Below are 25,056 nucleotides of genomic sequence, written 5' to 3'. Positions count from 1 at the left end.
CATGGGCGCTTTGCCTTATCTGGACCTGCCGCGCGTGCGGCAGGCGCACGGCGTAATGGCCTTGCCCGGTTCCAAGAGCATTTCCAACCGCGTGTTGCTGTTGTCGGCCATCGCCGAAGGCTGCACGCGGATTACCGGGTTGCTGGATTCCGATGACACGCGCGTCATGTTGGGTGCCTTGCGCCAATTGGGCGTGCAGGTGTCTGACCTGGATGCCGGTCGCGTCACGGTAGAGGGCGTGCGCCGTTTTCCAGTTGAAAGCGCGGATCTTTTCATGGGCAATGCGGGCACCGCGATTCGTCCGCTGACCGCCGCGTTGGCCTTGATGGGTGGTGACTACCGCCTGTCCGGTGTTCCGCGCATGCACGAACGGCCCATCGGGGATCTGGCGGATGCGCTGAATGCACTGGGCGCACGCATCGATTATCTGGGTCAGCCCGGCTATCCGCCGCTGCATATCGGCCGTGGTCAGATCGCCGACGAGGCGGTTACGCGCGTGCAGGGCTCGGTATCCAGCCAGTTCCTGACGGCCTTGCTGCTGGCCGCGCCCTTGCGGGCCGGCCGCAGCGGCAAGCCCGTGACCCTGGAAGTGGTCGGCGAGCTCATCTCCAAGCCCTACATTGAAATCACGCTGAACCTGATGGCACGGTTCGGCGTGCAGGTGCAACGCGACGGCTGGAGCCGCTTCGTGATCGAAGGCGGGGCGGGCTACCGCAGTCCGGGCCAGATCGCGGTCGAAGGCGATGCCTCGACAGCGTCCTACTTTCTTGCGCTGGGCGCGATCGGCGGCGGCCCGCTGCGCGTGACCGGCGTGGGCGCTGACAGCATCCAGGGCGATGTCGCTTTTGCCGACACGCTGGCGCAAATGGGCGCCACGGTGGCCTACGGCCCCGACTGGATCGAGGTTTCGGGCGTAAGGGTGGCCGACGGGGCGCGCTTGAAGGCGTTCGATGCCGACTTCAACCTGATTCCGGACGCCGCCATGACCGCGGCGGCGCTGGCCTTGTATGCCGACGGTCCTTGCCGGCTGCGTAACATTGGCAGCTGGCGCGTCAAGGAAACGGACCGCATCCATGCCATGCAGACCGAGCTTGAAAAGCTGGGGGCAACGGTGGAATCGGGACCCGATTGGCTGCGGGTCATCCCGCCGGCGCAGGACGCCTGGCGCGACGCGCACATCGGCACGTGGGACGATCACCGCATGGCCATGTGCTTTTCATTGGCGGCCTTCGGGCCCGCCGCCGTCCGAATTTTGGACCCGGGTTGCGTCAGCAAGACGTTCCCGGGTTATTTTGATGTCTACGCAAGCCTTGTGTCGGCCTAGCGCACTTTCCCCATGACTTCCACTTCATTGACTGACTCTTCCGCCGCCGTCATCACGATCGATGGCCCCACCGCGTCCGGCAAGGGCACGGTGGCCCATCGCGTCGCCAAGGCGCTGGGCTGGGCCGTGCTGGACAGTGGCGCACTGTACCGGCTGACCGCCCTGGCTGCCCTGAATCAAGGCGTGTCCGTCGACGACGAACCCGGCGTGGCGCGCGTGGCGGAAACGCTGGATGTCCGCTTTGACGGGCCTCATGTGTACCTGGCCGGCGTCGATGTCGGGCACGAGATCCGGCGCGAAGAAGTCGGTAATTTCGCGTCGCGCGTCGCTGCGTTTCCCGGCGTGCGCCGGGCGCTGCTGGAGCGCCAGCGCGCGTTTCGTCGGCCCCCCGGGCTGGTCGCGGACGGTCGGGATATGGGCACCGTGGTGTTCCCGGACGCGTCGCTGAAGGTGTTCCTGGTTGCCGATGTGGTGGCCCGGGCCGAGAGGCGGCGTAAGCAGTTGATCGAAAAGGGAATTTCTGCTAATCTAGACGACCTTCTGCGAGACATGCGCGAGCGAGACGCCCGCGATACCGAACGCGCCACGGCGCCGCTGGCTCCCGCAGCAGACGCACACGTGCTGGATTCATCTGATTTGACGATTGCAGAAACGGTGCAGGCAATACTGGATTTTTGGCAGCAGGCCGGCAATAAGGCGAAAGGCTGATGCAAATAGCTTAGGCGAATAGCTTCGGCAAATAGCTTAGGCGAATAGCTTAGGCGAATAGCTTAGGCAAACAGCTGATTTGCCGGATTCTGCGCTGCAAAATCGCCCGGACGATACAACGTATTACGAACGTACAACGTCCGGGCCTAGTTTTATTTGATTAGGCCCTGTCCTCGCCAGGCGCAACCCCCACGGGCCACCCCGCAGGGCAAACCGGCAGGCAGGTATTTTGACTCCACTGTGGCGGGCAATCCGCTGCGGTGTGTTCTTAACGGCCATTTCGGCCCAATGGATTTCAACCCCATGTCTTCCGTTTCCACTACCGCCACCGGCGGCGAAAGCTTCGCCGACCTTTTCGCACAAAGCCTCAAGAGCCAGGACATGAAGTCCGGCGAGGTCATCAGCGCCGAAGTCGTGCGCGTCGACCATAATTTCGTCGTCGTCAACGCCGGCCTGAAGTCCGAAGCGCTGATCCCCCTGGAAGAGTTCCTGAACGACCAGGGCGAGCTCGAAGTGCAACCCGGCGATTTCGTCTCGGTGGCCATCGATTCCCTGGAAAACGGCTACGGCGACACCATCCTGTCGCGTGACCGCGCCAAGCGCCTGTCGGCCTGGCTGCAACTGGAAAAGGCCCTGGAAAACGGCGAGCTGGTTACCGGCACCATCACCGGCAAGGTGAAGGGCGGCCTGACCGTCATGACCAACGGCATCCGCGCGTTCCTGCCCGGTTCGCTGGTGGATCTGCGTCCGGTCAAGGACACCACCCCGTACGAAGGCAAGACCCTCGAATTCAAGGTCATCAAGCTCGACCGCAAGCGCAACAACGTTGTGCTGTCGCGTCGCCAAGTGCTGGAAGCCAGCATGGGCGAAGAGCGTCAAAAGTTGCTCGAAACCCTGCACGAAGGTGCTGTGGTCAAGGGCGTGGTCAAGAACATCACCGATTACGGCGCGTTCGTTGACCTGGGCGGCATCGACGGCCTGCTGCACATCACCGACATGGCATGGCGTCGTGTGCGTCACCCGTCCGAAGTCCTGCAAGTGGGTCAAGAAGTCGAAGCCAAGGTCCTCAAGTTCGACCAGGAAAAGAGCCGCGTCTCGCTGGGCGTCAAGCAGCTGGGCGAAGATCCGTGGGTGGGCCTGGCTCGCCGCTACCCGCAAGGCACCCGCCTGTTCGGTAAGGTCACGAACCTGACCGACTACGGCGCGTTCGTCGAAGTCGAAGCCGGCATCGAAGGCTTGGTCCACGTGTCCGAAATGGACTGGACCAACAAGAACGTCGACCCGCGCAAGGTTGTTACCCTGGGCGAAGAAGTCGAAGTCATGGTCCTGGAAATCGACGAAGACCGTCGTCGTATCTCGCTGGGCATGAAGCAGTGCCGTCAAAACCCGTGGGAAGAGTTCGCCACGAACTTCAAGCGCGGCGACAAGGTCCGCGGCGCCATCAAGTCGATCACCGACTTCGGCGTGTTCGTTGGTCTGCCTGGCGGTATCGACGGCCTGGTTCACCTGTCCGACCTGTCCTGGACGGAAACGGGCGAAGAAGCCGTGCGCAACTTCAAGAAGGGCGACGAGATCGAAGCCGTGGTTCTGGGCATCGATACCGACAAGGAACGCATCTCGCTGGGCATCAAGCAGCTGGAAGGCGACCCCTTCAACAACTTCGTCGCCACGTTTGACAAGGGCGCGGTTGTTCCGGGCACCATCAAGTCCGTCGAAGCCAAGGGCGCTGTTGTCACGCTGTCCGTGGACGTTGAAGGCTACCTGCGCGCTTCCGAGATCTCCTCGGGCCGCGTTGAAGATGCCACCACCGTTCTGAACGCCGGCGACAACATCGAAGCCATGATCGTCAACATCGACCGCAAGACGCGTTCGATCCAGCTGTCTATCAAGGCCCGTGACAACGCCGAGACCGCCGAAACGATCCAGCGCATGTCCGACGCCAGCGCTTCGTCCGGCACCACCAACCTCGGCGCGCTGCTGAAGGCCAAGCTGGACCAACAGCGCAACGACGGTTAATTCGTGACCAAGTCGGAGCTGATCGCCGCCTTGGCGGCCCGCTATCCTCAGCTGGCCGCCCGCGACACCGATTACGCCGTCAAGACCGTGCTGGATGCGATGACCCAGGCCCTGGCCTCGGGTCAGCGCATCGAGATCCGCGGCTTTGGCAGCTTCTCGTTGTCGCAGCGGTCTCCCCGCATCGGCCGCAATCCGAAGTCCGGCGAACAGGTGTTGGTGCCTGGTAAACAGGTACCGCACTTCAAGGCAGGCAAGGAATTGCGCGAACGGGTTGACCTGGTCGGCGGCAATGACGAGGACGCCCAGTCTTCTGGATCGGGTGAACCGATGACGTCAATGGCAAGTTTGCACGCCATGCACTGACGAATCGGCTAGTAAGGCTGCCTACGGGCAGATCGGACCGAGAACAGGCCCCTTGAGAAATCAAGGGGCTTTGTTTTTTCCGCTTCGGATTCGTCCCGCTTTTGCGGGGATTTTTTTTCTTGGACGCTTAAGACGTCGCTTACAATTGGCAGTCTTGAATTCTCTGGAGCATGCGTCATGCGCTATCTAGTCTGGGCCCTGCGATTGCTCGTGTTTATTGCGGTGTTGATGTTCGCCTTGAAGAACACCGACCCGGTCGCCGTGAAGTTCTACGCGGACTACGTCGTGCAAGATGTGCCGCTGATCGTCGTGATGCTGGTCGTGTTCGTTGCCGGAGCCTTGTTCGGCCTGTTGCTGACCGTGCCCGCCGCCATGCGCCGCCGCCGCGAAGCCATGCGCTTGCGCCGCGAACTGGACCGTGTCCAGGCCGCCGTCAACGGCACCACGCCCGTCGTGCCCCCCGAAGCCGTTGCCCCGATGTCGCCGCTTTGATGGCGCGCCGCTCGTCGAACGTCCCGCAACCGCATCCCGCACTGATTTACCGCAAGAGCCCGAAACGTGGATTTTGAACCTTGGTGGCTGATTTTCGTGCCGGTGTTGTTCGCGCTGGGCTGGCTGGCCGCGCGCTTTGACATCCGGCAAATGCTTCGGGAAACGCGCAGCCTGCCCGATTCGTATTTCCGGGGGCTGAACTTCCTGCTCAACGAAGAGCCGGACCGTGCCATCGACGCGTTTGTCGAAGTGGCCAAGCTGGACCCCGAAACAACCGAGCTGCACTTCGCGCTGGGCAGCCTGTTCCGTCGCCGAGGCGAAATGGAACGCGCCATCCGCGTGCATCAAAGCCTGCTCAGCCGTTCCGATCTGCCTGATGCCGAGCGCGAGCATGCACAGCATGAACTCGCGCAGGATTTCCTGAAGGCCGGCATGCTGGACCGCGCCGAAAGCGGTTTCGAACAGCTCAAGGACACGCGCTACGCCCTACCGGCGCTGCGCTCCTTGATTCGAATTTTTGAATCCGAACACGACTGGCCACGCGCCATCGAAGCGGTCAAGACCTTGCAGGGCCTGGTCGATGAACCGGTCCCGCAAATCGTGCATTACTACTGCGAGCAGGCGCAAACCGCGCTGTCGGCCAAGCCGGCGGACGTCGACGCGGCGCACAAAGCGCTGGACGCCGCCGACCATGCCTTGTCCACCACCGATGCGTCGGTGGGCAAGGGCGCCAAGGTGCGCACGGCGATGCTGCGTGCGCGACTGGCGTCGCTGGAACAGGACCCCAAGCGCGAGCGGCTTTACCTGGAATCGGTCATGACCGACGCGCCGGAATTCGCCGGGCTCGTGGCCGAGTCGCTTCTGGCCAACTATCGCGCCGCCAACCAGGTCGAAGCGGGGCTTGATTTCCTGCTCAAGCAATATCAACGGCACGCGTCGCTGGACCTGTTCAACGTGGTGTTCCGCGAATTGCGCGTGCAGCAGGGGTCTGACGTCGCGTGGGCGTTCGCGCGCGGTGCGTTGCGCAGCCATCCGTCCTTGCTGGGGCTGGATCGCCTGCTGGAAGCCGAACTGGCCAACCCGGAAAGCGGCGCGGAAAGCGGGCCGGTGCCCGGCGCCGACCTGACGCTGCTGCGCAGCCTGATTCACAAGCATACGCAACGCCTGGACCGCTATGCGTGTCGTAGTTGCGGTTTTCAAGCGCGTCGTTTTTACTGGCAATGTCCCGGCTGCAACGCCTGGGAGACCTACGCGCCGCGCCGCCTGGAAGAACTTGAATGAAGCCTTTTCCCGCCGAAGCCATTTCCCAAAGCCGCGTCCTTGTCGTGGGCGACGTGATGCTGGACCGCTACTGGTTCGGTGAAGTCGAACGCATTTCGCCGGAAGCGCCGGTGCCCGTGGTGCGGGTCGCGCGCCGTGAAGACCGCCTGGGTGGCGCCGCCAACGTCGCGCGCAACGTCGCGGCGCTGGGCGGGCAGGTGACGCTGGTGGGCGTGCTGGGCGAAGACGAGGCGGGCGAGAGCATCCGCCACTTGTCCGCCGAGGCCGGCATCCGTGCCGATCTGATCGCCGACCCCTCGCTGCACACCACATTGAAAATGCGCGTGCTGGGCCGTCAGCAGCAATTGCTGCGCGTGGACTTCGAGCAGCATCCCGAACAAGCCGCCCTGGACAGCGTGGACGCCGCGCTGGCGCGTCATCTGTCCAACCACGATGTGCTGGTGTTGTCCGATTACGCCAAGGGCGTGCTGACCCGCGTCGAATCGTTGGTGTCCATGGCGCGCCATGCAGGCATACCGGTGCTGGTAGACCCCAAGGGCGACGACTATTCGCGCTATCGTGGCGCCACCCTGGTCACGCCCAACCGGGCTGAAATGCAGCAGGCCGTGGGCCGCTGGAATTCCGAAGCCGAACTCACCGATCGCGCGCAGCGTCTGCGCGCCGACCTGGATCTTGAAGCCCTGCTGGTGACGCGGTCCGAGCAGGGCATGACATTGTTTACCGATGCGGGACGCGACCACATCGATGCGCAGGCGCACGAAGTGTTCGACGTGTCGGGTGCCGGCGATACGGTATTGGCCACGCTGGCCGTGTCGCGCGCCATTGGCTTGCCGTGGGCCGAATCGATGGGCTGGGCCAACAAGGCCGGCGGCATCGCCGTGGGCAAGCTGGGCACCTCTGTCGTCACCGCCGCGGAACTCGCAGGAGAAATTTCATGATCGTCGTAACCGGAGCCGCGGGCTTCATCGGCAGCAATCTGGTGCGCGGGCTTAACCGCCGTGGCATCCATGACATCATCGCGGTCGACGACCTGACCGAAGGCGACAAGTTCGTCAACCTGGTGGACTGCCAGATCGCTGAATACATGGACAAGGACGACTTCCGCCGGCGCGTGGCCGACGGCAGCCTGCCCGCCGTGCGCGCCGTGTTGCATCAGGGCGCCTGCTCGGACACCACCGAGCGCAACGGCCGCTACATGATGGACAACAACTACCGCGTCACGCTGGAACTGTTCGAGTTCTGCCAGACGCGGCGCATTCCCTTCCTGTATGCCTCGTCCGCCGCCGTCTATGGTGGCTCGTCCGTCTACGTCGAGGACCCGGCCAACGAAGGCCCGCTGAACGTCTACGGTTACTCGAAGCTGCTGTTCGACCAGGTGCTGCGCAAGCGCATGGACAGCCTGACGGCGCAGGTGGTCGGGCTGCGTTATTTCAACGTTTATGGCCCGCATGAACAGCACAAGGGCCGCATGGCCTCGGTGGCGTTTCACAACATGAACCAGTTTCTGGAACACGGGCATGTGCGCCTGTTCGCGGGCTGGGACGGTTATGTGGACGGCGGTCAAAGCCGCGATTTCATCTCGGTTGAAGACGTCGTGGCGGTCAACCTGCATTTTCTGGACCATCCCGATCAGTCCGGCATATTCAATTGCGGCACGGGCCGTGCACAACCCTTTAATGACGTGGCCGCAGCCGTGGTGAATGCCTTGCGTGCCGAGCGCGGCGAGGCCGAGCTGACGTTGGCGCAATTGGTCGAACTGGACTTGATCCGCTACATCCCGTTCCCGGAAGACCTGAAGGGCCGCTACCAAAGCTATACGCAGGCGGACGTCACCCAGCTGCGCACCGCCGGGTTCTATGCGCCGATGCGCGACGTGCAGACCGGTGTTGCCGAGTACGTGCGCTATTGGCGCGCGCGCCGCTAGCCGCCAGCCGCCCGCCGCTAAGGCGGGCTGCCGAAAAGCAGCACCACGCCGCCCCGCGCCGCGTGAAAGCCAGGCCACCCTTCAGGGTGGCCTTTATTTCGCCCACGTAGTTTCCGAGGTGGATCAATCCATTCACTGCACGGCCCGCAGGCAGGGCGAACGTCCATGATCCAGGGGTGGTTCGGCATCCGCCGCACCCGTTCTTTTCGGAGACCCTCATGAACCCTTTCCTTGTACCCGCCATTGTCCGTCGCGGCGCGGCCATGCCATGGCGCAAAGCGCGCTTGCCGCATGCGTCGGCAGGCGGCCGCAATGGGCGCCGCCTGTGGCAACACGTGCTTGGCGTCATGCTGGTGAGCGCCGCGCTGGGCTTCACCGCGCCGGAAGCCCGGGCGGTAGATGTCAACCAGGCCAGCGCGCAGCAATTAGAGACCATCCGGGGCATCGGCCCGCGCACGGCCGAAATCATCATCAATGAACGCGAACGCGGCGGCCGCTTCGATTCGTTCGAAGACCTGGCCGAGCGCGTGCGCGGCATTGGCGAGAAAAAGGCGCAGGCCTTGAAGGCGGCCGGCTTGCAGGTGGGCGAGGGCGATGGCGCGGCAGGATCGGGCCAAAGCCCAAGCCAAAGCCAAGGCTCGGGCGCCGCGTCATCCACCGCCAAACCGGCCAAGGGCAAACCCAGCACGGCGCCGGCGGCGGCCCGGCCCTGACGCGCCGGGTAGGCGGCTAACCCCTGGCGCGAGCGCGGCTTTTGCCCGCGCCCAGCGCCAGGCAGAGTTATTATCTTTTGCATGACTACTACCTACCCCACTATCGAGCAGACCGTCGGCAATACGCCGCTGGTGCGATTGCAGCGCATTCCCGGTGCCGCGGGCGACGCGCGTGGCAACGTCATCCTGGCCAAGCTGGAAGGCAATAATCCCGCCGGTTCCGTGAAGGACCGCCCCGCCTTGTCGATGATCCAGCACGCCGAAGCGCGTGGCGACATCAAGCCGGGCGACACCCTGATCGAGGCTACCAGCGGCAATACCGGCATCGCGCTGGCCATGGCGGCGGCGATGAAGGGGTACCGCATGATTCTGATCATGCCCGACAACCTGTCCGTGGAACGCCGGGCGGCCATGGCTGCCTACGGCGCCGAGCTGATCCTGACGCCCGCCGACAAGGGCGGCATGGAATACGCCCGCGACCTGGCCACCGAAATGCAGGCCGACGGCCGCGGCGTGGTGCTGGACCAGTTCGCCAACCCCGACAACCCGCGCGCGCATGTGGAAACCACGGGCCCCGAACTGTGGACGCAAACCGAAGGGCGCATCACGCATTTCGTCAGCGCCATGGGCACCACGGGCACGATTATGGGCGTGTCGACGTATTTGAAATCCCGCAACCCCGCCGTGCAGATCGTGGGCGCACAGCCGGCCGAAGGCTCGCAGATTCCGGGTATCCGCAAGTGGCCCGAGGCCTACCTGCCCAAGATCTTCGACCGCAGCCGCGTGGACGCCTACGAATCCATCGAGCAATCCGAAGCGGAAACCATGGCGCGCCGGCTGGCCGCCGAAGAAGGCATCTTTGGCGGAATTTCGTCCGCCGGTGCGCTGGTGGCCGCCTTGCGTGTGGCCGAAAGAGTTAACGACGCCACCATCGTGTTCATTGTCTGCGACCGGGGTGACCGTTACCTGTCCACGGGCGTATTCAACTGATTCCGTACGGCAGCAGTGGGGCGCATCCAGTCCCCACAATAAAAAAATGCCCCGTTCATCCTGACGGGGCATTGCTGTTTCCGGGGCGGGCAGATCACCGCGTGACGCGCGCTTCGATTTCGTACGCCAGGTCCGCCACCGACGTCGCGTAGAAGTAGCTGCGGTTGTACTTGGTCAGCGCAAAGAAATTGGGCGTGCCAACCCGGTATTGCGCCGTGCCGCGCGCTTCTTCAACCAGGTCCACCACCCCCAGCGGCTGGGTGCCCCAACCATTGCTGCTGGCGCCTGGCTGCAAACGCGCGCCGGCGGCCGACAGCGTGCTCCAGGTTTGCTTGGGCTCCAGGCCGCCGTCGACCAGCGCGGTGGGGTCCGCCGGCAACACCACCGGTGCAAACACGGGCAAGCCGCGCTGCCAGCCGTGCTGTGCCAGGAAGCTGCCCACGGACATGATGGCGTCCTGCGTGTTGTTGGTCAGGTCGATATGGCCGTTGTCGTCGCCGTCCACCGCGTAGTGCATGATGCTGGTGGGCATGAACTGCGGCATGCCGATGGCGCCGGCGTACGAGCCCTGCGTTTCCAGGTCCAGTTTGTCTTTCATGACCAGCGTCAGGAAGTCCGCCAACTGGCCCCGGAACATCGCGGCGCGCTCGGGTTTGTTGGGATCGGGATAGTCAAAGGCCAGCGTGGCCAGTGCATCCAGCACTCGGAAGTTGCCCATGTTGCGGCCGTACAGTGTTTCGACGCCGATGATCGACGCGATGATCGGGGCCGGCACGCCAAAGCGCTGAGCGGCCTGATTGAGCAGGTCGCGATTTTCGTTATAGAACTCGACGCCCCAGCCGATGCGCTTGGGTTCCACGAAGCGGGACCGATACGTCAGCCAACTGCGCCAGATTTTCTTGCCCGGCGGCGCCGGCGCGATCAGCCGGGACACGGTGGCGTTGTAGCGCGAGCTTTCCAACGCCTTGATCATCGGGTCCAGTGGCAATTGGCGTTCGGCCGCCAGGTCCTGCACGAAGCTGCGCACTTCCGGGCGCAGCGCGCCGGTGGCGGTCAGGGTGGCAGGCGCGTCATCCGGCAGTTCGGAGCCGGGTGTCGGCGTGGCGGGTCCGATGCGGATAGCGGCGTTCGCTGAAGCGGCCGGCGGCGGGGTCGAAAGGGAATTTGGAGCAGAGGGGGCGGTGGTGGAGCAGCCCGCCAGCAGGGCGGAAAGCGTTCCGAGTTGCAGTAATCGCCGACAGATGAACATAATCTTCCTTATGGAGACCATGTATCTTACCCACCCGGCTTGCCGCTTGCATGAAATGGGCAGTTGGCACCCTGAAAGCCCGCAGAGGCTGGATGCCATTTCCGACCAGCTATTGGCCAGCGGCCTGATGCCCTATCTGGACGACCGCCAAGCGCCCCAGGCGTCGCGCCACGACCTTTTGCGTGTGCACACCGTCCAGTATCTGGACAGTTTGCGCGAACATACGCCGGACCAAGGGTATTACCCGATCGATCCCGATACGCTGATGAATCCCCACACCTATGAAGCGGCCCTGTACGCGGCCGGCGCGGGGGTTGCGGCGGTGGATGCGGTGATGGGCGGCGACGCCCGCACGGCGTTCTGCGCGGTGCGTCCGCCCGGGCACCACGCCTGCCGGTCGCAAGCCATGGGCTTCTGCTTTTTGAATAACGTCGCGATCGCAGCGCGCCATGCGCTGGACTTTCACGGCCTGTCGCGCGTGGCCATCGTTGACTTCGACGTGCACCACGGCAACGGCACCGAAGACGTCTTCGCGGGCGACGAGCGCGTGCTGATGTGCAGCTTTTTTCAGCATCCGCTCTTTCCCAACAGCGGTACCGACCAGCCCGCGGACAACATGCTGAACGTGCCGGTGCCCGCGTATACGGTCGGCCCCGCGGTCAGGACGATCGTCACCGACCAGTGGCTGCCCCGGCTTGAAGCCTTCCGCCCGGAACTCATCCTGGTGTCCGCCGGATTCGATGCGCATCGGGAAGACGACATGGGCCAGATGGGCCTGGTCGAGGCTGACTACGGCTGGATCACCGAGCAACTCGTCGAGGTGGCCGAACGGCATAGTCAGGGCCGGATCGTCAGTACGCTTGAAGGTGGTTACAACTTATCTGCACTGGGGCGCAGTGTCGTTGCGCATATACGAGCGCTGGCGAAGCTGTAGAATCAGGAAAAAATTGTGCAATGCGATCCCGGCGCATGCCGGGTATTTATTTCCATTTGGAGGCAGCGGGATGAAGGTGTTGGTACCTGTCAAGCGCGTCGTTGACTACAACGTCAAGGTGCGAGTCAAGTCGGATCAGACTGGCGTGGATATCGCCAATGTGAAGATGTCCATGAACCCCTTTGACGAAATCGCCGTCGAAGAAGCGACCCGGCTCAAAGAGAAGGGTGCCGTCGCTGAAGTCGTGGCGGTTTCTTGCGGCGTTGCGCAATGCCAGGAGACGCTGCGCACCGCCATGGCCATTGGCGCCGATCGTGGCGTGCTGGTTCAGACCGATGCCGAACTCCAACCGCTGGCCGTCGCCAAGTTGTTGAAGGCCCTGGTCGACAAAGAGCAGCCGCAACTGGTCATTCTTGGCAAGCAAGCCATCGATGACGACGCCAACCAAACCGGCCAGATGCTGGCCGCGCTGCTGGACTGGCCGCAAGCCACGTTCGCCAGCAAGGTCGAACTGGCCGACGGCAAGGTCACGGTCACGCGTGAAGTGGACGGCGGGCTGGAAACGCTGACGCTGACGCTGCCGGCCATCGTCACCACCGACCTGCGCCTGAACGAGCCGCGTTACGTCACGCTGCCCAACATCATGAAGGCCAAGAAGAAGCAGTTGGACACCGTCACGCCCGACGAGCTGGGTGTTGATCCCGCGCCGCGCCTGAAGACGCTGAAGGTCAGCGAGCCGCCCGCCCGCAAGGCCGGCATCAAGGTGGCCGATGTTGCGGCCCTGGTGGACAAACTCAAGAACGAAGCGAAGGTGGTCTGAACATGACGACGCTGGTTATTGCCGAACACGATAACGCCCAGCTCAAGGGCGCAACCCTGAACGCCGTCGCCGCCGCCGCCAAGATCGGAGGCGACGTGCACGTGCTGGTCGCCGGCGCCAATGCGCGTGCCGTGGCCGACCAGGCCGCCGCCGCCGCAGGCGTGGCCAAGGTGCTGTTGGCTGACGCGCCGCAGCTGGCTGACGGTCTGGCGGAAAACGTCGCGGCGCAGGTGCTGGCCGTGGCTTCCAACTACAGCCACATCCTCTTCCCGGCCACCGCGTCGGGCAAGAACGTGGCGCCGCGCGTGGCCGCCAAGCTCGACGTCGCGCAGATTTCCGACATCATCGGCGTGGAATCCGCTGACACGTTCCAGCGCCCGATCTACGCGGGTAACGCCATTGCCACGGTGCAATCGGCCGACGCCGTGAAGGTCATCACCGTGCGCACGACGGGCTTTGACGCCGTCGCCGCGCAAGGGGGTTCGGCCGCCGTGGAAGACGTGGCCGCCGTGGCGGATTCGGGCAAGTCCACGTTCGTGGGCCGCGAAGTCGCCAAGAGCGACCGTCCCGAACTGGCCGGCGCGCGCGTCGTGGTCTCGGGCGGCCGTGGGTTGGGCAGCGCCGAGAACTTCAAGATCCTTGACCCGCTGGCCGACAAGCTCGGCGCCGCTTTGGGTGCCTCGCGCGCGGCCGTCGACGCCGGCTACGCGCCGAACGACTGGCAAGTGGGCCAGACCGGCAAGATCGTTGCGCCGCAGCTGTACGTGGCCGTTGGTATTTCCGGCGCCATCCAGCATTTGGCAGGCATGAAGGACTCGAAGGTCATCGTGGCCATCAACAAGGATCCCGAAGCCCCGATTTTCGGCGTGGCGGATTATGGCCTGGTGGGCGACCTGTTCCAGGTGGTGCCCGAACTGACCGGCGCGCTGTAAAACGTCAGCGACGTCGCCAGTATGAAAGCCCCGCGGATTCACCATCCACGGGGCTTTTTTCTGGTCTGCGATGATCTGGGATAGTTTGATATCTATGTAGTATTTCTTTTGATTTTCTGAAAGATTCTGATAATGTGTTCCGCGCGCAGCAGGATTTTTCGCGCACGTGCTCGACCTGTACAGAACGAAGGAGATTCGGGATGGAATGGTTCTTTGACACATTGCGGAAGTATCCAGAGTTGGCGGTATTTCTTACCCTGGGGCTGGGGTATTGGATCGGCGCCAAGAAAATCTTCGGGTTTAATCTCGGTGCGGTAACCGGCACGTTGTTGGTGGGTGTGTTGGTCGGCCAACTTGATATCACCATCGCCCCGATTCTGAAGCAGGTGTTCTTCCTGCTTTTTCTTTTTGGTCTTGGCTACGGCGTCGGACCACAATTCTTCCGCGGCATGAAAAGCGATGGCCTTCCCCAGGTCATCTTCGCGGTCATCATCTGCGTTATCTGCTTGCTGGTCACCTGGGCCACGGCCGTCGGATTTGGATTTGACGCCGGTACCGGTGCCGGGCTGTTGGCGGGCGCGCAAACCATTTCCGCGGTGATGGGCGTGGCCACGGACACGATCAACGGGCTGGGCGTGGACGCCGCGACCAAGAAGAAGTGGATCGACAGCATCCCCGTGGCCTACGCCGTCTGCTACATCTTTGGCACGGTCGGCAGCGCGTGGTTGCTGGCATCGCTGGGCCCCAAGCTGATGCGCGTGGACATCGTCAAAGAGTGCAAGGAATACGAAGCCAAGATGTCCGGCGGCGCCGATTCCATGGAACTGTCTGGCTACCGCAAGTTCACGGCCCGCGCCTACAAGCTTGACCACACCGATCTGGTGGGCAAGACGGTGGGCGACCTGGAAGCGCGCTTTGTCGACGCGCGCGTGTTTGTGGAACGCATCCGCCGTGGCGACCAGATCATCGATAACGACTCCAGCACGGTGCTGCAGGCGGGCGATGTGCTGGGCGTGACGGGGCGCCACGATGCGCTGGTCTTGCAGGCCGGCGGCATCATCGGCAATGAAGTCGAGGACAGGGACGTCATCAACCTGCCCGCCGAGATTGTCGAGGTGGTGCTGACCAACAAGAATGTGGCTGGCAAGACGCTCAAGGAATTGGCCGAAAACGAAACGGTGCGTCAGTTGGGCCGGGGCGTGTTCCTGCGCAAGGTTGTGCGCGGCGGTCACGATATGCCGGTCAACTGGGGCCTGAAGCTGGACCGCGGCGACCGTCTCTTTGTGCTGGGCGCCAAGCGTGACGTCGAGCGCGTCGTGGCCAAGCTGGGATATGTGGACCGGGCCACCGAGCAGACCGACATGGTGTTCGTCGGCTTCGGCATTTTGCTGGGCGGGCTGTTCGGTTCACTGGTGCTGACGGTCAGCGGCATTCCCATCACCTTGTCGACGTCCGGCGGTGCGCTGATATCGGGCCTGATCTTCGGCTACCTGCGATCGGTGCATCCCACCTTCGGCCGCGTGCCGGAACCGGTGCACTGGTTCCTGACGTCTGTCGGGCTGACGGCATTCGTGGCCGTGGTCGGCATCACTTCCGGGCCGGGCTTCGTGCAGGGCTTCCAGCAATTGGGCGCCAAGCTTTTCGTGGCCGGCATCATCGCCACCAGCGTGCCGATGATTCTGGGCGTGTTCATCGCCCGATATGTCTTCAAGTTCCATCCCGCGATCGTGCTGGGCGTCTGCGCTGGCGCCCGCACCACGACGGCGGCGATCGGCCAGATCACCGAGACGGCGAAAAGCCAGGTGCCCGCCCTGGGCTACACGGTGCCCTATGCAATCGGCAATACCCTGCTCATTATCTGGGGCATTGTCATCGTCATGCTGATGACCTAGTGGGACGCCCCGCAAGCCTGATCCGGGCTTGCGGGCAGCAAAACCGGGGCGGTGGGCATGCCCGCCGCGCCGCTTCGCCAGCGCTTGTCAAAACGCAAACCAGGAGTACCTAACAATGGCTTCCACCGCGCCTCTCACTGTCAGCCTGGCTTCCGCCTTGAAGACGACCCGCTCGCGTCAACGCGACCTTGAACAGCTGTCGCCGTTTGAACTGAAGGATTATCTGATTACGTTGGCCAAGGAGAATCAGCAGACGGCTGCCTTGACCATGTTGAACGCGGGCCGGGGCAACCCGAATTGGATCGCCACCGAGCCGCGCGACGCTTTCTTCCTGATGGGCCAGTTTGCGATGAAAGAGGCGCGCCGCGTGCGCGACGATGCCATCCTGGCTGGCATGCCGGCAAAGAAAGGTTGCGCCGACCGCTTGCGTAAATTCCTGTCCAAGCACAAGGGCGAGGACGGCTACGACTTCCTGGTGGGCGTGCTTGAATACGGCGTCAAGATAAAGGGTTTCGATCCGGATGAATGGATCCACGAACTGACCGACAGCATCATCGGTGACAACTACCCCGTGCCGCCGCGCGCGCTGGTGCATACCGAACAGATCGTGCACGACTACCTGATCAAGGAAATGTGCGATGGTCGGCCGCCCAAGGGCAAGTTCGACCTGTTTCCGGTAGAGGGCGGCACGGCCGCCATGTGCTACATCTTCGACTCGATGATGCAGAACGGCCTGTTGAAGCAGGGCGATACCATTGCGCTGTTCCTGCCCACCTTCACGCCCTATATCGAAATCGCGCACCTTGAGCGTTTCCAGTTCAAGATTGTCGCCATCAACGCCAGCAGCCTGCGGGCCGACGGCACGCACGACTGGCACTATCCCGCCTCTGAAATCGCCAAGCTGGAAAATCCGAAGATCAAGCTGGCCGTAACGGTCAACCCCAGCAACCCGCCGTCGGTGGCGTTCAGCCCGGTCGAGATGAAGCAGATCGTGCGCCTGATCCGCAAGAATCCCGATCTGGTGCTGGTCACGGACGATGTGTACGGCACCTTCGTGCCGAACTTCCGGTCGCTGATGGCCGAAGTGCCGCACAACACCATCTGCGTCTATTCCTTTTCCAAGAACTTTGGTTGCACGGGCTGGCGTCTGGGCGTGATTGCCACGCACGAGAAAAACACCATGGACCGGCGCATCGCCGAACTGCCCGCGGCCTGGAAGCAGCGCCTGAACAAGCGCTACGGCGCCATGACGATGGAGCCCGAAAAGCTCAAATTCATCGACCGCATGGTGGCCGACAGCCGCAACGTGGCGCTGAACCACACGGCGGGCCTGTCCCTGCCGCAGCAGGTGCAGATGTGCTTTTTTGCGCTGTCCCACCTGCTGGACCTGAAGGACGCCTACAAGCACCTGACGATGCAGATCGTGCGTGCGCGCCGCGACTCGCTATGGAGCGGGTTGGGTATTCCGGTGCCCCCGGAAGATCCGATGCGCGCCTGGTATTACGTGGAACTGGACTTCATGGTCTGGGCCAAGGTCATGTATGGCGATGCCTTCTGCAAGTACATGACGTCGAACTACGAGCCCGTGGACTTCCTGTTCCGGCTGGCCGAGAAGACGGGCGTGGTGCTGATGGATGGCGGCGGCTTCGGCGGGCCGCCGTGGTCGATCCGCATCTCGCTGGCCAATCTGGACGATGCCGATTACGCCAAGATCGGCAAGTACATGGTCGAGTGCGCCACCGAGTACGTCGAGGCATGGAAGGCGTCCGAGCTGGTGCGTTCGGGTCCGACTGCCGGCAAGGGCCAGACGGTGAAAGCCGGCGCGGCCAAGCGCGCGGCAAAGACGGCCACGAAGAAGGTCGCCAAGAAGGCGGTGAAGAAAGCCGTCAAGCAAGCGGACACGGCGGCCAAATCCGCCAAGAAGGCTACCGCCCGCAAGTAGGCAACCACAGGCGACATGAGCTATGACGTGCTCGATCGGGTTTTTCAATAGCGTCCCCATCGCGGTGTTGTTCGTCACGGTGGGTTTGGGATACCTGATCGGCAAGCTCAAGGTCGGGCCGATTCAGTTGGGCGGCGTGTGCGGCACGCTGATCGTCGCCCTGCTGATCGGCCAGACGGGTTGCCAGATGCGCGGGGACCTGAAAGAGGTGGCCTTCGCGCTGTTCATCTTCGCCATGGGCTATTCGGGCGGCCCGCAGTTCTTCGCCAACCTGAATCGCTCCAGCCTGCGCTATATCGCGCTGCCCATCATCGAAGCGTTGCTGGTGCTGACGATTGTGTTGTCGGCCGTGCCGCTGTTTGGCCTGGATGCCGGTACGGCGGCGGGGCTGGCGGCAGGCGCCGCAACCGAATCGGCGGTGGTCGGAACCGCCGCCGAAGCGCTCAAGCACCTGGGCTTGCCGGATGCAGAGGTGCAGCGCATGGAAGCCAACATAGCCACGGCCTACACGCTGACCTATCTGGTGGGCTTGATCAGCATCGTGTTTTTTACCAGCCAGGTCGCGCCGGCGTTGTTGCGTATCAACTTGCGCGCAGCGTCCAAGGCCCTGGAAGCCAAGCTGGGCGTCGCGTCCGGTGAAGACGAAGACATCAACCTGCCCACGTTGCCGCGCCTGGTGGGGCGGGCCCACGTGGTCAAGGACGCCGACGGCATGAAGGTGGGCGACATCGAGGCCCAACTGGGCGGTCGTACCGTGATCAGCCGCCTCCTGCGCAACGGCGCGGCGCTGGACGTTACCCCCGACGACACGCTGGCCACGGGCGACATCGTGGTGGTGCTGGGCTTGCGCCGTTTTGCGCTGCGGGCCGGCGCGGTGGTCGGCCCGGAGATCCAGCTGCCGGAGGCGCACGCCGATGATCTGCAACTGCGCGAGCTTGCGGTCATCGTCAACAAAAAGAACGTCAACGGAATCACCATGGGCGAGCTGGGCAAGCGCCCCGGCGCCAAGCGGGCACGTGGCGTCTTCGTGCAGTCCATCACGCGGTCGGGGCACGTGCTGCCATTGACGCCGGCCACCATCGTGCAATACGGGGACCTGGTCACGCTGGTGGGCGCCGAACCCGAACTGGCGCAAGCGGGTGCGGCGCTGGGCAGCGAGCTGCGCCGCAGCGGCGTCACCGATCTGGTCTTCCTGGCCTTCGGCATCCTGGCGGGCTTGATGATCGGCAGCCTCAGCGCACGCATGTGGGGCATCCCGGTGTCGCTGGGTAGCGGTGGCGGGGCGCTGGTCAGCGGGTTGGTGTGCGGCTGGATCAATGCCAAGCGGCCGTCGCTGGGGCACATGCCGGATCACGCCGTGCAGCTGTTGAAGGACCTGGGGCTGGCGGTGTTCGTGGCCTGCGTGGGCTTGTCGGCGGGGCCCGAAGCCGTGTCGCTGATCCGCGAACATGGCGCCGTGCTGCCGCTGATCGGCTTGCTGGTATCGCTGGGGCCGGCCTGCCTGTCATTGTGGGTGGGCCACAAGATACTGAAGATTGAAGGTCCGCTGCTCGTGGGCGCCATTGCCGGCCAGCACGTCAGCACGCCCGCCATCAGCGCCATCTTGAACTCCAGCGGCAGTTCCGTGCCGCTGCTGGGTTACACCGTGACCTATGCAATTGCCAACGTGCTGCTGCCGGTGCTGGGGCCCATCATCGTGTCGTTGGCGTACCATCTGAGTTAAGACGCGTATCTGAAAGACGCAGCAGAGGCGAGGCGCTTGGCGCCTCGCTGTCGTTTTGCACACGGAGACATCATGCCCTACGTAACCCCGCTACAGGACTTCCGCTTTACGCTGAACGAACTGGCCGGCCTGGACGACATCCTTGCATTGCCCGGCTTTGGCGACGTCACGCCGGATCTGGTCGACGCCATCCTGCAAGAGAACGGCCGCTTTGTGGAACAGGCGGTGGCGCCCTTGAATGTGCCGGGTGACACGCAGCCGCCTGTCTGGAAAGACGGCCATGTCACGACCACGCCCGGTTATGCGCAGGGCTTCAAGGACTACGCCGCCGGCGGCTGGCAAGGCTTGCAGCATCCGCAAGAGTGGGGTGGGCAAGGCCTGCCCAAGCTGGTTGCGGCCGCGCCCGGCGAGAACATCCAGGCTGCCAGCCTGGCGTTTTCCTTGTGCCCCATGCTGACCGACGGGGTGATCGAAGCCCTGCTGACCGTGGGCTCGGACGCGCAACGCCGCGAATACGTGCCGAACCTGATCGCGGGCAAGTGGACGGGCACCATGAACCTGACCGAGCCGCAAGCGGGTTCGGACCTGGCGCAGGTCGCCACGCGCGCCGTGCGCCAGGACGACGGCAGCTTCCGCCTGTTCGGCCAGAAGATCTTCATTACCTTCGGCGAACACGATCTGGCCGAAAACATCATCCACCTGGTGTTGGCCCGCACGCCCGACGCGCCCGCCGGCGTAAAGGGGATTTCGCTGTTCATCGTGCCCAAGTTCCTGGTCGACGCCAACGGCGCCGTGGGCAAGCGCAACGATGTCTGGTGCGCATCGCTGGAGCACAAGCTGGGCATCCATGGCAGCCCCACCGCCGTGCTGTTGTATGGCTCGGGCAAGGGCGAGGTCGGCGAGGGCGCCGTCGGTTATCAGGTCGGCGAACTGAATCGCGGCCTGGAATACATGTTCATCATGATGAACGCGGCGCGCTATTCGGTGGGGCAGCAGGGCATCGGCGTATCCGAACGCGCCTACCAGCATGCGCTGGCCTACGCGCGCGAACGCGTGCAGGGCCGTGCGGTGGAAGGGTCGGCCGGCCCGGTGGCCATCGTGCGCCATCCGGACGTGCAGCGCATGCTGCTGACCATGAAGGCGCTGACGGAAGCGGCGCGCGCCGTGTCCTATGTGACGGCCGCCGCGCATGACAAGGGCACGCATCACCCCGACCCGGAGCAGCGCTCGCGCAACCGTGCGTTCTATGAATACATGGTGCCTGTGGTGAAGGGGTACTCAACGGAAATCGCGGTCGAAGTCGCGTCGCTGGGCATCCAGGTGCATGGCGGCATGGGCTTTATTGAGGAAACGGGGGCGGCGCAGTTTTACCGGGATGCCCGCATTCTGCCGATCTACGAAGGCACCACCGCCATCCAGGCCAACGATCTGGTGGGGCGAAAGACGCAACGCGACGGCGGCGCCACCGCCTACGCGGCCATCGCCGCCATGCGCGAGACCTTGCGCGCGGTCGAGGCCGAGTCCACCCGCGCGGCGGCGCCCGAGCGCGATGCGCTGCGCCTGTTGCGCGACAACCTGGATGGCGCCATCCAGGCCTACGAGGCCGGCGTGGGGTTCATTCTTGAGCAATCCGCCGCCAACGTGCGCGCGGTGTTTTCCAGCAGCGTGCCTTACCTGATGCTGGCCGGCGTGGTGCATGGCGGCTGGCAGATGGCGCGCGCCGTGCTTGCGTGCCGTCGGCACATCGCCGCCGGTTCGTCAGACCCGTTCTATAAAACGAAGATCGCGACTGGGCTTTTCTACGCCGCTCACATCCTTCCACGGGCGCTGGCACTGTCGGCGGCAGTGCGCGCCGGCGTCGTCGCGGACGCCTGCGGCGTGGCAGTGGATATTGCATAAGGTTATATGGCTTGCGTATTTCCTCGACCGAAGGTTTGATGGAAGAATCGTTTCGCAAGCAGTAAGCTCGGCTTGGAAACGCCTTCCTGCGCTGCCCAGCTAGCCGGGCAGCCAGCTTCCTCCCCACTGAATCCTCAAATAGGAGACACCATGAGCCATCTACGTCTGGGCGATACCGCCCCCGATTTCGAACAGGATTCCTCGGCCGGTCCCATTCGCTTCCACGAATATCTGGGCAATAGCTGGGGGGTGCTGTTTTCGCACCCGGCCGATTTCACGCCGGTGTGCACGACCGAGCTGGGTTACACGGCCAAGCTCGCTGACGAATTCGCCAAGCGCAATGTGAAGGTGCTGGCGCTGTCTGTGGACGGCGCCGATTCGCATTCGAAATGGATCGAAGACATCAACGACACGCAGTCCACCAAGGTCAACTTCCCGATCCTGGCCGACAAGGACCGCAAAGTCTCCGAGCTTTACGACATGATCCACCCGAACGCCAACGCCACCTTGACGGTGCGTTCGGTGTTCATCATCGACCCGAACAAGAAGGTGCGCCTGATCATCACGTACCCCGCCAGCACGGGCCGCAACTTCAATGAAATCCTGCGTGTCATCGACTCGCTGCAATTGACGGACAGCCACAGCGTGGCCACGCCGGTCAACTGGGAAGACGGCGACGATGTGATCATCGTTCCGTCCCTGCAGGACGAAGCCGTCATCAAAGAGAAGTTCCCCAAAGGCTACAAGGCCGTGCGTCCTTACCTGCGCATCACGCCGCAACCGAATAAGTAAATTCGGATTCCGGGGGGTAGCATCCCGGTAAAAAACGCGGTTTTCAGCCGCCCGAACCGCCGCCTTCTCCATAGGAGAACGCGGCGGTTTTTTCATGGCTGGGACGGCTGTCCTATATGCCTGCGAGCGATGAGCAATCAAATAATGATTCGTTCCGTTCAGAATGCGCAGCCAGCACACTTGCTTCCATATTGAAAATATAGGGAGCAAGGGATGTCTTTCGGAAAAGCGGGTTGGTTGGCCGCGCTGGCGGCGGTGGCGGTTTCGCTGACAGCCGTGGCGCCGGCGCAAGCACAGCAAAAACAAACGCTGTTGAATGTGTCCTATGACCCCACGCGCGAGCTGTATCGCGCCATCGACGACGCCTTCATCAAGCAGTACAAGGAAAAGGCCAGCGTCGACCTGACCATACGCCAGTCGCACGGCGGATCGGGCCGCCAGGCGCGCTCGGTCATCGACGGGCTGGAAGCCGACGTGGTGACACTGGCGCTGGCCTATGACATCGACGCCATTGCCGACCGGGGGCTGATCCCCGAGAACTGGCAGTCGCGCCTGCCGCAGAACAGCTCGCCCTATACGTCCACCATCGTGTTCCTGGTGCGCAAGGGCAACCCCAAGGCCATCAAGGACTGGGACGACCTGATCAAGGACGGCGTGCAAGTCATCACGCCCAACCCGAAGACCTCCGGAGGCGCGCGCTGGAACTATCTGGCCGCCTGGGCCTACGCGTTGGAAAAGAACGGCGGCAGCGAAGAGAAGGCGCGCGCCTATGTCGGCGACCTGCTCAAGCACGTGCCGGTGCTGGACACCGGTGCACGCGGCGCCACGACCACGTTCGTGGAACGCGGCGTGGGCGACGTGCTGCTGGCCTGGGAAAACGAAGCCTTCCTGGCGCTTGAAGAACTGGGTCCGGACAAGTTCGACATCGTGGTGCCGTCGCTGTCCATCCTGGCCGAACCGCCGGTGGCCGTCGTGGACAAGATCGTGGACAAAAAGGGAACGCGCGCCGCCGCCCAGGCGTATCTGGAATTCCTGTACACGCCCGCGGCACAGGAAATCATCGCCAAGAACTATTACCGGCCCATCGACAAGACGGTGGCCGCCAAATACGAAAGCAAGTTCCCGAAGGTCAAGCTCGTCACCATCGACGACAAGATCTTCGGCGGCTGGCGCAAGGCGCAGAAAGATCACTTCAGTGATGGCGGCACCTTCGACCAGATCTACCTGCCGCAAAAGAAATAACGAGACGACCTTCGGACGACGGCTATGACAACTGCCTCCCCCCCGACGGCAATCGGCGCGCAAGCGCCTTTTGCCGTTCGGCGCAACAGCCCGGGCGTGCTGCCCGGATTTGGTATTTCCATGGGCTACGCCGTGCTGTACCTGAGCGTGCTTGTGCTGATTCCCCTGGCCGCGCTGCCTATCAAAAGCGCCGAACTGGGGTGGCAAGGGTTTTGGGACACGGTGACGGCGCCGCGCGTGATGGCGTCGTATCAACTGACCTTTGGCGCCTCGCTGATCGCCGCGTTGGTCAACCTGGTGTTCGGCTCCGTGGTGGCCTGGGTGCTGGTGCGCTATCGCTTTCCCGGGAAGAAGATTTTGGACGCCCTGGTGGACCTGCCGTTCGCACTGCCGACGGCAGTGGCCGGTATCGCGCTGACCGCCCTGTATTCGCAGAAAGGCTGGCTGGGCGGGCCGCTGTCCGAGTGGTTTGGATGGAAGGTGGCGTTCACGCCGCTAGGCATCGTGATTGCGCTGATCTTCATCGGCGTGCCCTTCGTGGTGCGTACAGTGCAGCCGGTGCTGGAAGACGTAGAACGCGAAATCGAGGAGGCTGCCGCCAGCCTGGGCGCAAGCCGCTGGCAGACCATCCGCCGCGTGCTGCTGCCCACCGTGGTGCCGGCGCTGATGACGGGGTTTGCGCTGGCCTTCGCGCGGGCGGTTGGCGAGTACGGATCGGTGGTCTTCATTGCCGGCAACATGCCGATGGTGTCCGAGATCACGCCGCTGCTGATCATTTCCAAGCTGGAACAATTCGACTACGCCGGCGCCGCCGCCATCGCGACCGTGATGCTGGTGCTGTCCTTCGTCATGCTGCTGGTCATCAACCTGCTGCAAGGCTGGCAAGCCCGCCGCAACCTCGGGAGGTTGGCATGAGCGCAGCGGACCGTCCCGCCCATTTGACCGAACCGCGCTGGGTGCGCGGCATCTTGCTGTTTGTTGCGCTGGCATTCCTGACCCTGTTCCTGCTGGTTCCGCTGGCGGCAGTGTTCGCCGAAGCCTTCAAGAAAGGCTGGCAGCTGTACCTGGACGCCATCGTCGAGCCCGACGCGCTGTCCGCCATCCGGCTGACCTTGCTGGTGGCCGCCATCGCGCTGCCGGTGAACCTGGTGTTTGGCGTGGCGGCGGCATGGGCCATCACCAAGTTCCAGTTTCGCGGCAAGCAGTTCCTGATCACGCTGATCGACCTGCCGTTCTCGGTGTCGCCCGTGGTGGCCGGCCTGGTGTTCATCCTGCTGTTCGGCACGCAAGGCTGGCTGGGCGGCTGGTTGCAGGACCACGACTGGAAGATCGTCTACGCCGTGCCCGGCATCATCCTGGCCACGCTGTTCGTGACCTTTCCGTTTGTGGCGCGTGAGCTGATCCCGTTGATGCAGGCGCAAGGCAGCGAAGAAGAACAAGCGGCGCTGACGCTGGGCGCCAGCGGCTGGCAGATTTTCTGGCGTGTGACGTTGCCCAATATCAAGTGGGGCCTGCTGTACGGCGCCATCTTGTGCAACGCGCGGGCAATGGGTGAATTCGGCGCGGTGTCCGTGGTGTCCGGCCAGGTGCGCGGGCTGACCAACACGATGACCCTGCACGTGGAAATTCTCTACAACGAATACCAGTATTCGGCCGCGTTCGCCGTGGCCTCGTTGCTGGCCCTGCTGGCGCTGGTGACCCTGGTGGCGAAAAACCTGGTCGAGTGGCGCAACGCGCGCATGTTGCGTGCCGCCGACCTGCCGGTCGAGTACCCCGGTGCAGCGGCCGCAACGATCAAGCCGGCCATCGCGTAACGCGCG

Annotated in this window: 22 protein-coding genes; 21 read left to right on the top strand and 1 reads right to left on the bottom strand. The window is 63.5% G+C overall.

The features are described 5' to 3' along the window. The first annotated feature begins 1 nt into the window (after position 1). The 10 genes from aroA (at position 2) to cysM (ending at position 9,811) form a co-directional block, all read left to right on the top strand. On the top strand, positions 2–1,324 hold the full coding sequence (gene aroA, locus V6F88_RS15190) for a 3-phosphoshikimate 1-carboxyvinyltransferase (RefSeq protein ID WP_332610497.1): 1,323 nt from the start codon (positions 2–4) through the stop codon (positions 1,322–1,324). A gap of 12 nt (positions 1,325–1,336) precedes the next feature. Then, positions 1,337–2,032: a (d)CMP kinase gene (gene cmk / locus V6F88_RS15185; RefSeq protein WP_332610496.1), complete on the top strand. Its 696-nt coding sequence runs from the start codon at positions 1,337–1,339 to the stop codon at positions 2,030–2,032. A gap of 303 nt (positions 2,033–2,335) precedes the next feature. Beyond that, positions 2,336–4,048 (top strand): 30S ribosomal protein S1, encoded by a 1,713-nt coding sequence (gene rpsA / locus V6F88_RS15180; protein WP_332610495.1) that lies wholly within the window; start codon positions 2,336–2,338, stop codon positions 4,046–4,048. 3 nt (positions 4,049–4,051) lie between these two features. Further along, positions 4,052–4,411 carry an integration host factor subunit beta gene (locus V6F88_RS15175; protein ID WP_046802728.1) on the top strand — a complete coding sequence of 120 codons (360 nt, stop codon included), beginning with the start codon at positions 4,052–4,054 and terminating at the stop codon, positions 4,409–4,411. A 177-nt stretch (positions 4,412–4,588) separates the two neighbouring features. Then, the gene (locus tag V6F88_RS15170; protein ID WP_006225143.1) at positions 4,589–4,903 is read left to right on the top strand and encodes a LapA family protein; all 315 of its coding nucleotides are present in this window, start codon (positions 4,589–4,591) and stop codon (positions 4,901–4,903) included. A gap of 66 nt (positions 4,904–4,969) precedes the next feature. Continuing rightward, entirely contained in the window at positions 4,970–6,184 is a 1,215-nt protein-coding gene (gene lapB / locus V6F88_RS15165; RefSeq protein ID WP_332610492.1) for a lipopolysaccharide assembly protein LapB, read from the top strand. Then, positions 6,181–7,122 carry a D-glycero-beta-D-manno-heptose-7-phosphate kinase gene (rfaE1, locus tag V6F88_RS15160; RefSeq protein ID WP_332610490.1) on the top strand — a complete coding sequence of 314 codons (942 nt, stop codon included), beginning with the start codon at positions 6,181–6,183 and terminating at the stop codon, positions 7,120–7,122. Before lapB ends, rfaE1 begins: the two co-directional genes overlap by 4 nt. Beyond that, positions 7,119–8,108 carry an ADP-glyceromanno-heptose 6-epimerase gene (gene rfaD, locus V6F88_RS15155; protein ID WP_332610486.1) on the top strand — a complete coding sequence of 330 codons (990 nt, stop codon included), beginning with the start codon at positions 7,119–7,121 and terminating at the stop codon, positions 8,106–8,108. The genes rfaE1 and rfaD overlap by 4 nt, the downstream gene beginning before the upstream one ends. Positions 8,109–8,326: 218 nt before the next feature. Then, entirely contained in the window at positions 8,327–8,821 is a 495-nt protein-coding gene (locus tag V6F88_RS15150; protein ID WP_332610484.1) for a ComEA family DNA-binding protein, read from the top strand. An 81-nt stretch (positions 8,822–8,902) separates the two neighbouring features. Next, the gene (gene cysM, locus V6F88_RS15145; protein ID WP_046802732.1) at positions 8,903–9,811 is read left to right on the top strand and encodes a cysteine synthase CysM; all 909 of its coding nucleotides are present in this window, start codon (positions 8,903–8,905) and stop codon (positions 9,809–9,811) included. A 94-nt stretch (positions 9,812–9,905) separates the two neighbouring features. Here the strand turns inward: cysM and mltB are convergent, their stop codons facing one another. After that, positions 9,906–11,060, bottom strand: a complete 1,155-nt coding sequence (mltB, locus tag V6F88_RS15140) for a lytic murein transglycosylase B (RefSeq protein ID WP_332610481.1) — start codon at positions 11,058–11,060, stop codon at positions 9,906–9,908. A gap of 10 nt (positions 11,061–11,070) precedes the next feature. Between mltB and V6F88_RS15135 the strand changes: the two genes are divergently transcribed. The 11 genes from V6F88_RS15135 to cysW all read left to right on the top strand — a co-directional run bounded on the left by V6F88_RS15135 (position 11,071) and on the right by cysW (position 25,050). After that, entirely contained in the window at positions 11,071–11,994 is a 924-nt protein-coding gene (locus tag V6F88_RS15135; RefSeq protein WP_332610479.1) for a histone deacetylase family protein, read from the top strand. A 70-nt stretch (positions 11,995–12,064) separates the two neighbouring features. Then, positions 12,065–12,814, top strand: coding sequence for an electron transfer flavoprotein subunit beta/FixA family protein (locus V6F88_RS15130; protein ID WP_332610477.1), 750 nt, complete (start codon positions 12,065–12,067; stop codon positions 12,812–12,814). Positions 12,815–12,816: 2 nt separating this feature from the next. Further along, entirely contained in the window at positions 12,817–13,746 is a 930-nt protein-coding gene (locus V6F88_RS15125) for an electron transfer flavoprotein subunit alpha/FixB family protein (RefSeq protein WP_046802735.1), read from the top strand. 200 nt (positions 13,747–13,946) lie between these two features. After that, a complete protein-coding gene (gene aspT, locus V6F88_RS15120) occupies positions 13,947–15,638 on the top strand; it encodes an aspartate-alanine antiporter (protein ID WP_332610474.1) in 1,692 nt (563 codons plus the stop codon). A gap of 115 nt (positions 15,639–15,753) precedes the next feature. Continuing rightward, on the top strand, positions 15,754–17,580 hold the full coding sequence (locus V6F88_RS15115) for a bifunctional aspartate transaminase/aspartate 4-decarboxylase (protein ID WP_332610473.1): 1,827 nt from the start codon (positions 15,754–15,756) through the stop codon (positions 17,578–17,580). A gap of 22 nt (positions 17,581–17,602) precedes the next feature. Next, positions 17,603–19,303, top strand: a complete 1,701-nt coding sequence (aspT, locus tag V6F88_RS15110; RefSeq protein WP_332610471.1) for an aspartate-alanine antiporter — start codon at positions 17,603–17,605, stop codon at positions 19,301–19,303. A 72-nt stretch (positions 19,304–19,375) separates the two neighbouring features. Then, positions 19,376–21,202: an acyl-CoA dehydrogenase gene (locus tag V6F88_RS15105; protein ID WP_332610470.1), complete on the top strand. Its 1,827-nt coding sequence runs from the start codon at positions 19,376–19,378 to the stop codon at positions 21,200–21,202. Between the two features lie 150 nt (positions 21,203–21,352). Continuing rightward, positions 21,353–21,994, top strand: coding sequence for a peroxiredoxin (locus V6F88_RS15100; RefSeq protein WP_046802740.1), 642 nt, complete (start codon positions 21,353–21,355; stop codon positions 21,992–21,994). Positions 21,995–22,207: 213 nt separating this feature from the next. Then, on the top strand, positions 22,208–23,236 hold the full coding sequence (locus V6F88_RS15095; protein ID WP_332610469.1) for a sulfate ABC transporter substrate-binding protein: 1,029 nt from the start codon (positions 22,208–22,210) through the stop codon (positions 23,234–23,236). A 24-nt stretch (positions 23,237–23,260) separates the two neighbouring features. After that, positions 23,261–24,151, top strand: a complete 891-nt coding sequence (gene cysT / locus V6F88_RS15090; protein WP_332610468.1) for a sulfate ABC transporter permease subunit CysT — start codon at positions 23,261–23,263, stop codon at positions 24,149–24,151. After that, positions 24,148–25,050, top strand: a complete 903-nt coding sequence (gene cysW / locus V6F88_RS15085) for a sulfate ABC transporter permease subunit CysW (RefSeq protein WP_046802743.1) — start codon at positions 24,148–24,150, stop codon at positions 25,048–25,050. Before cysT ends, cysW begins: the two co-directional genes overlap by 4 nt. Positions 25,051–25,056 lie beyond the last annotated feature (6 nt).

Source organism: Achromobacter sp. ESBL13, assembly GCF_036668755.1.
Lineage (GTDB): Bacteria > Pseudomonadota > Gammaproteobacteria > Burkholderiales > Burkholderiaceae_B > Achromobacter.
Note: the sequence above shows the minus strand (reverse complement) of the source record. Positions and strands in the feature narration are given on the sequence as shown.

Excerpts from the sequence above, each read along its gene's own strand:
- aroA (WP_332610497.1), top strand. The coding sequence starts at position 2 with ATGGGCGCTTTGCCTTATCTGGACCTGCCGCGCGTGCGGCAGGCGCAC.
- cmk (WP_332610496.1), top strand. The coding sequence starts at position 1,337 with ATGACTTCCACTTCATTGACTGACTCTTCCGCCGCCGTCATCACGATC.
- rpsA (WP_332610495.1), top strand. The coding sequence starts at position 2,336 with ATGTCTTCCGTTTCCACTACCGCCACCGGCGGCGAAAGCTTCGCCGAC.
- V6F88_RS15170 (WP_006225143.1), top strand. The coding sequence starts at position 4,589 with ATGCGCTATCTAGTCTGGGCCCTGCGATTGCTCGTGTTTATTGCGGTG.
- rfaE1 (WP_332610490.1), top strand. The coding sequence starts at position 6,181 with ATGAAGCCTTTTCCCGCCGAAGCCATTTCCCAAAGCCGCGTCCTTGTC.
- rfaD (WP_332610486.1), top strand. The coding sequence starts at position 7,119 with ATGATCGTCGTAACCGGAGCCGCGGGCTTCATCGGCAGCAATCTGGTG.
- V6F88_RS15150 (WP_332610484.1), top strand. The coding sequence starts at position 8,327 with ATGAACCCTTTCCTTGTACCCGCCATTGTCCGTCGCGGCGCGGCCATG.
- cysM (WP_046802732.1), top strand. The coding sequence starts at position 8,903 with ATGACTACTACCTACCCCACTATCGAGCAGACCGTCGGCAATACGCCG.
- mltB (WP_332610481.1), bottom strand. The coding sequence starts at position 11,060 with ATGTTCATCTGTCGGCGATTACTGCAACTCGGAACGCTTTCCGCCCTG.
- V6F88_RS15135 (WP_332610479.1), top strand. The coding sequence starts at position 11,071 with ATGGAGACCATGTATCTTACCCACCCGGCTTGCCGCTTGCATGAAATG.
- V6F88_RS15130 (WP_332610477.1), top strand. The coding sequence starts at position 12,065 with ATGAAGGTGTTGGTACCTGTCAAGCGCGTCGTTGACTACAACGTCAAG.
- V6F88_RS15125 (WP_046802735.1), top strand. The coding sequence starts at position 12,817 with ATGACGACGCTGGTTATTGCCGAACACGATAACGCCCAGCTCAAGGGC.
- aspT (WP_332610474.1), top strand. The coding sequence starts at position 13,947 with ATGGAATGGTTCTTTGACACATTGCGGAAGTATCCAGAGTTGGCGGTA.
- V6F88_RS15115 (WP_332610473.1), top strand. The coding sequence starts at position 15,754 with ATGGCTTCCACCGCGCCTCTCACTGTCAGCCTGGCTTCCGCCTTGAAG.
- aspT (WP_332610471.1), top strand. The coding sequence starts at position 17,603 with ATGACGTGCTCGATCGGGTTTTTCAATAGCGTCCCCATCGCGGTGTTG.
- V6F88_RS15105 (WP_332610470.1), top strand. The coding sequence starts at position 19,376 with ATGCCCTACGTAACCCCGCTACAGGACTTCCGCTTTACGCTGAACGAA.
- V6F88_RS15100 (WP_046802740.1), top strand. The coding sequence starts at position 21,353 with ATGAGCCATCTACGTCTGGGCGATACCGCCCCCGATTTCGAACAGGAT.
- V6F88_RS15095 (WP_332610469.1), top strand. The coding sequence starts at position 22,208 with ATGTCTTTCGGAAAAGCGGGTTGGTTGGCCGCGCTGGCGGCGGTGGCG.
- cysT (WP_332610468.1), top strand. The coding sequence starts at position 23,261 with ATGACAACTGCCTCCCCCCCGACGGCAATCGGCGCGCAAGCGCCTTTT.
- cysW (WP_046802743.1), top strand. The coding sequence starts at position 24,148 with ATGAGCGCAGCGGACCGTCCCGCCCATTTGACCGAACCGCGCTGGGTG.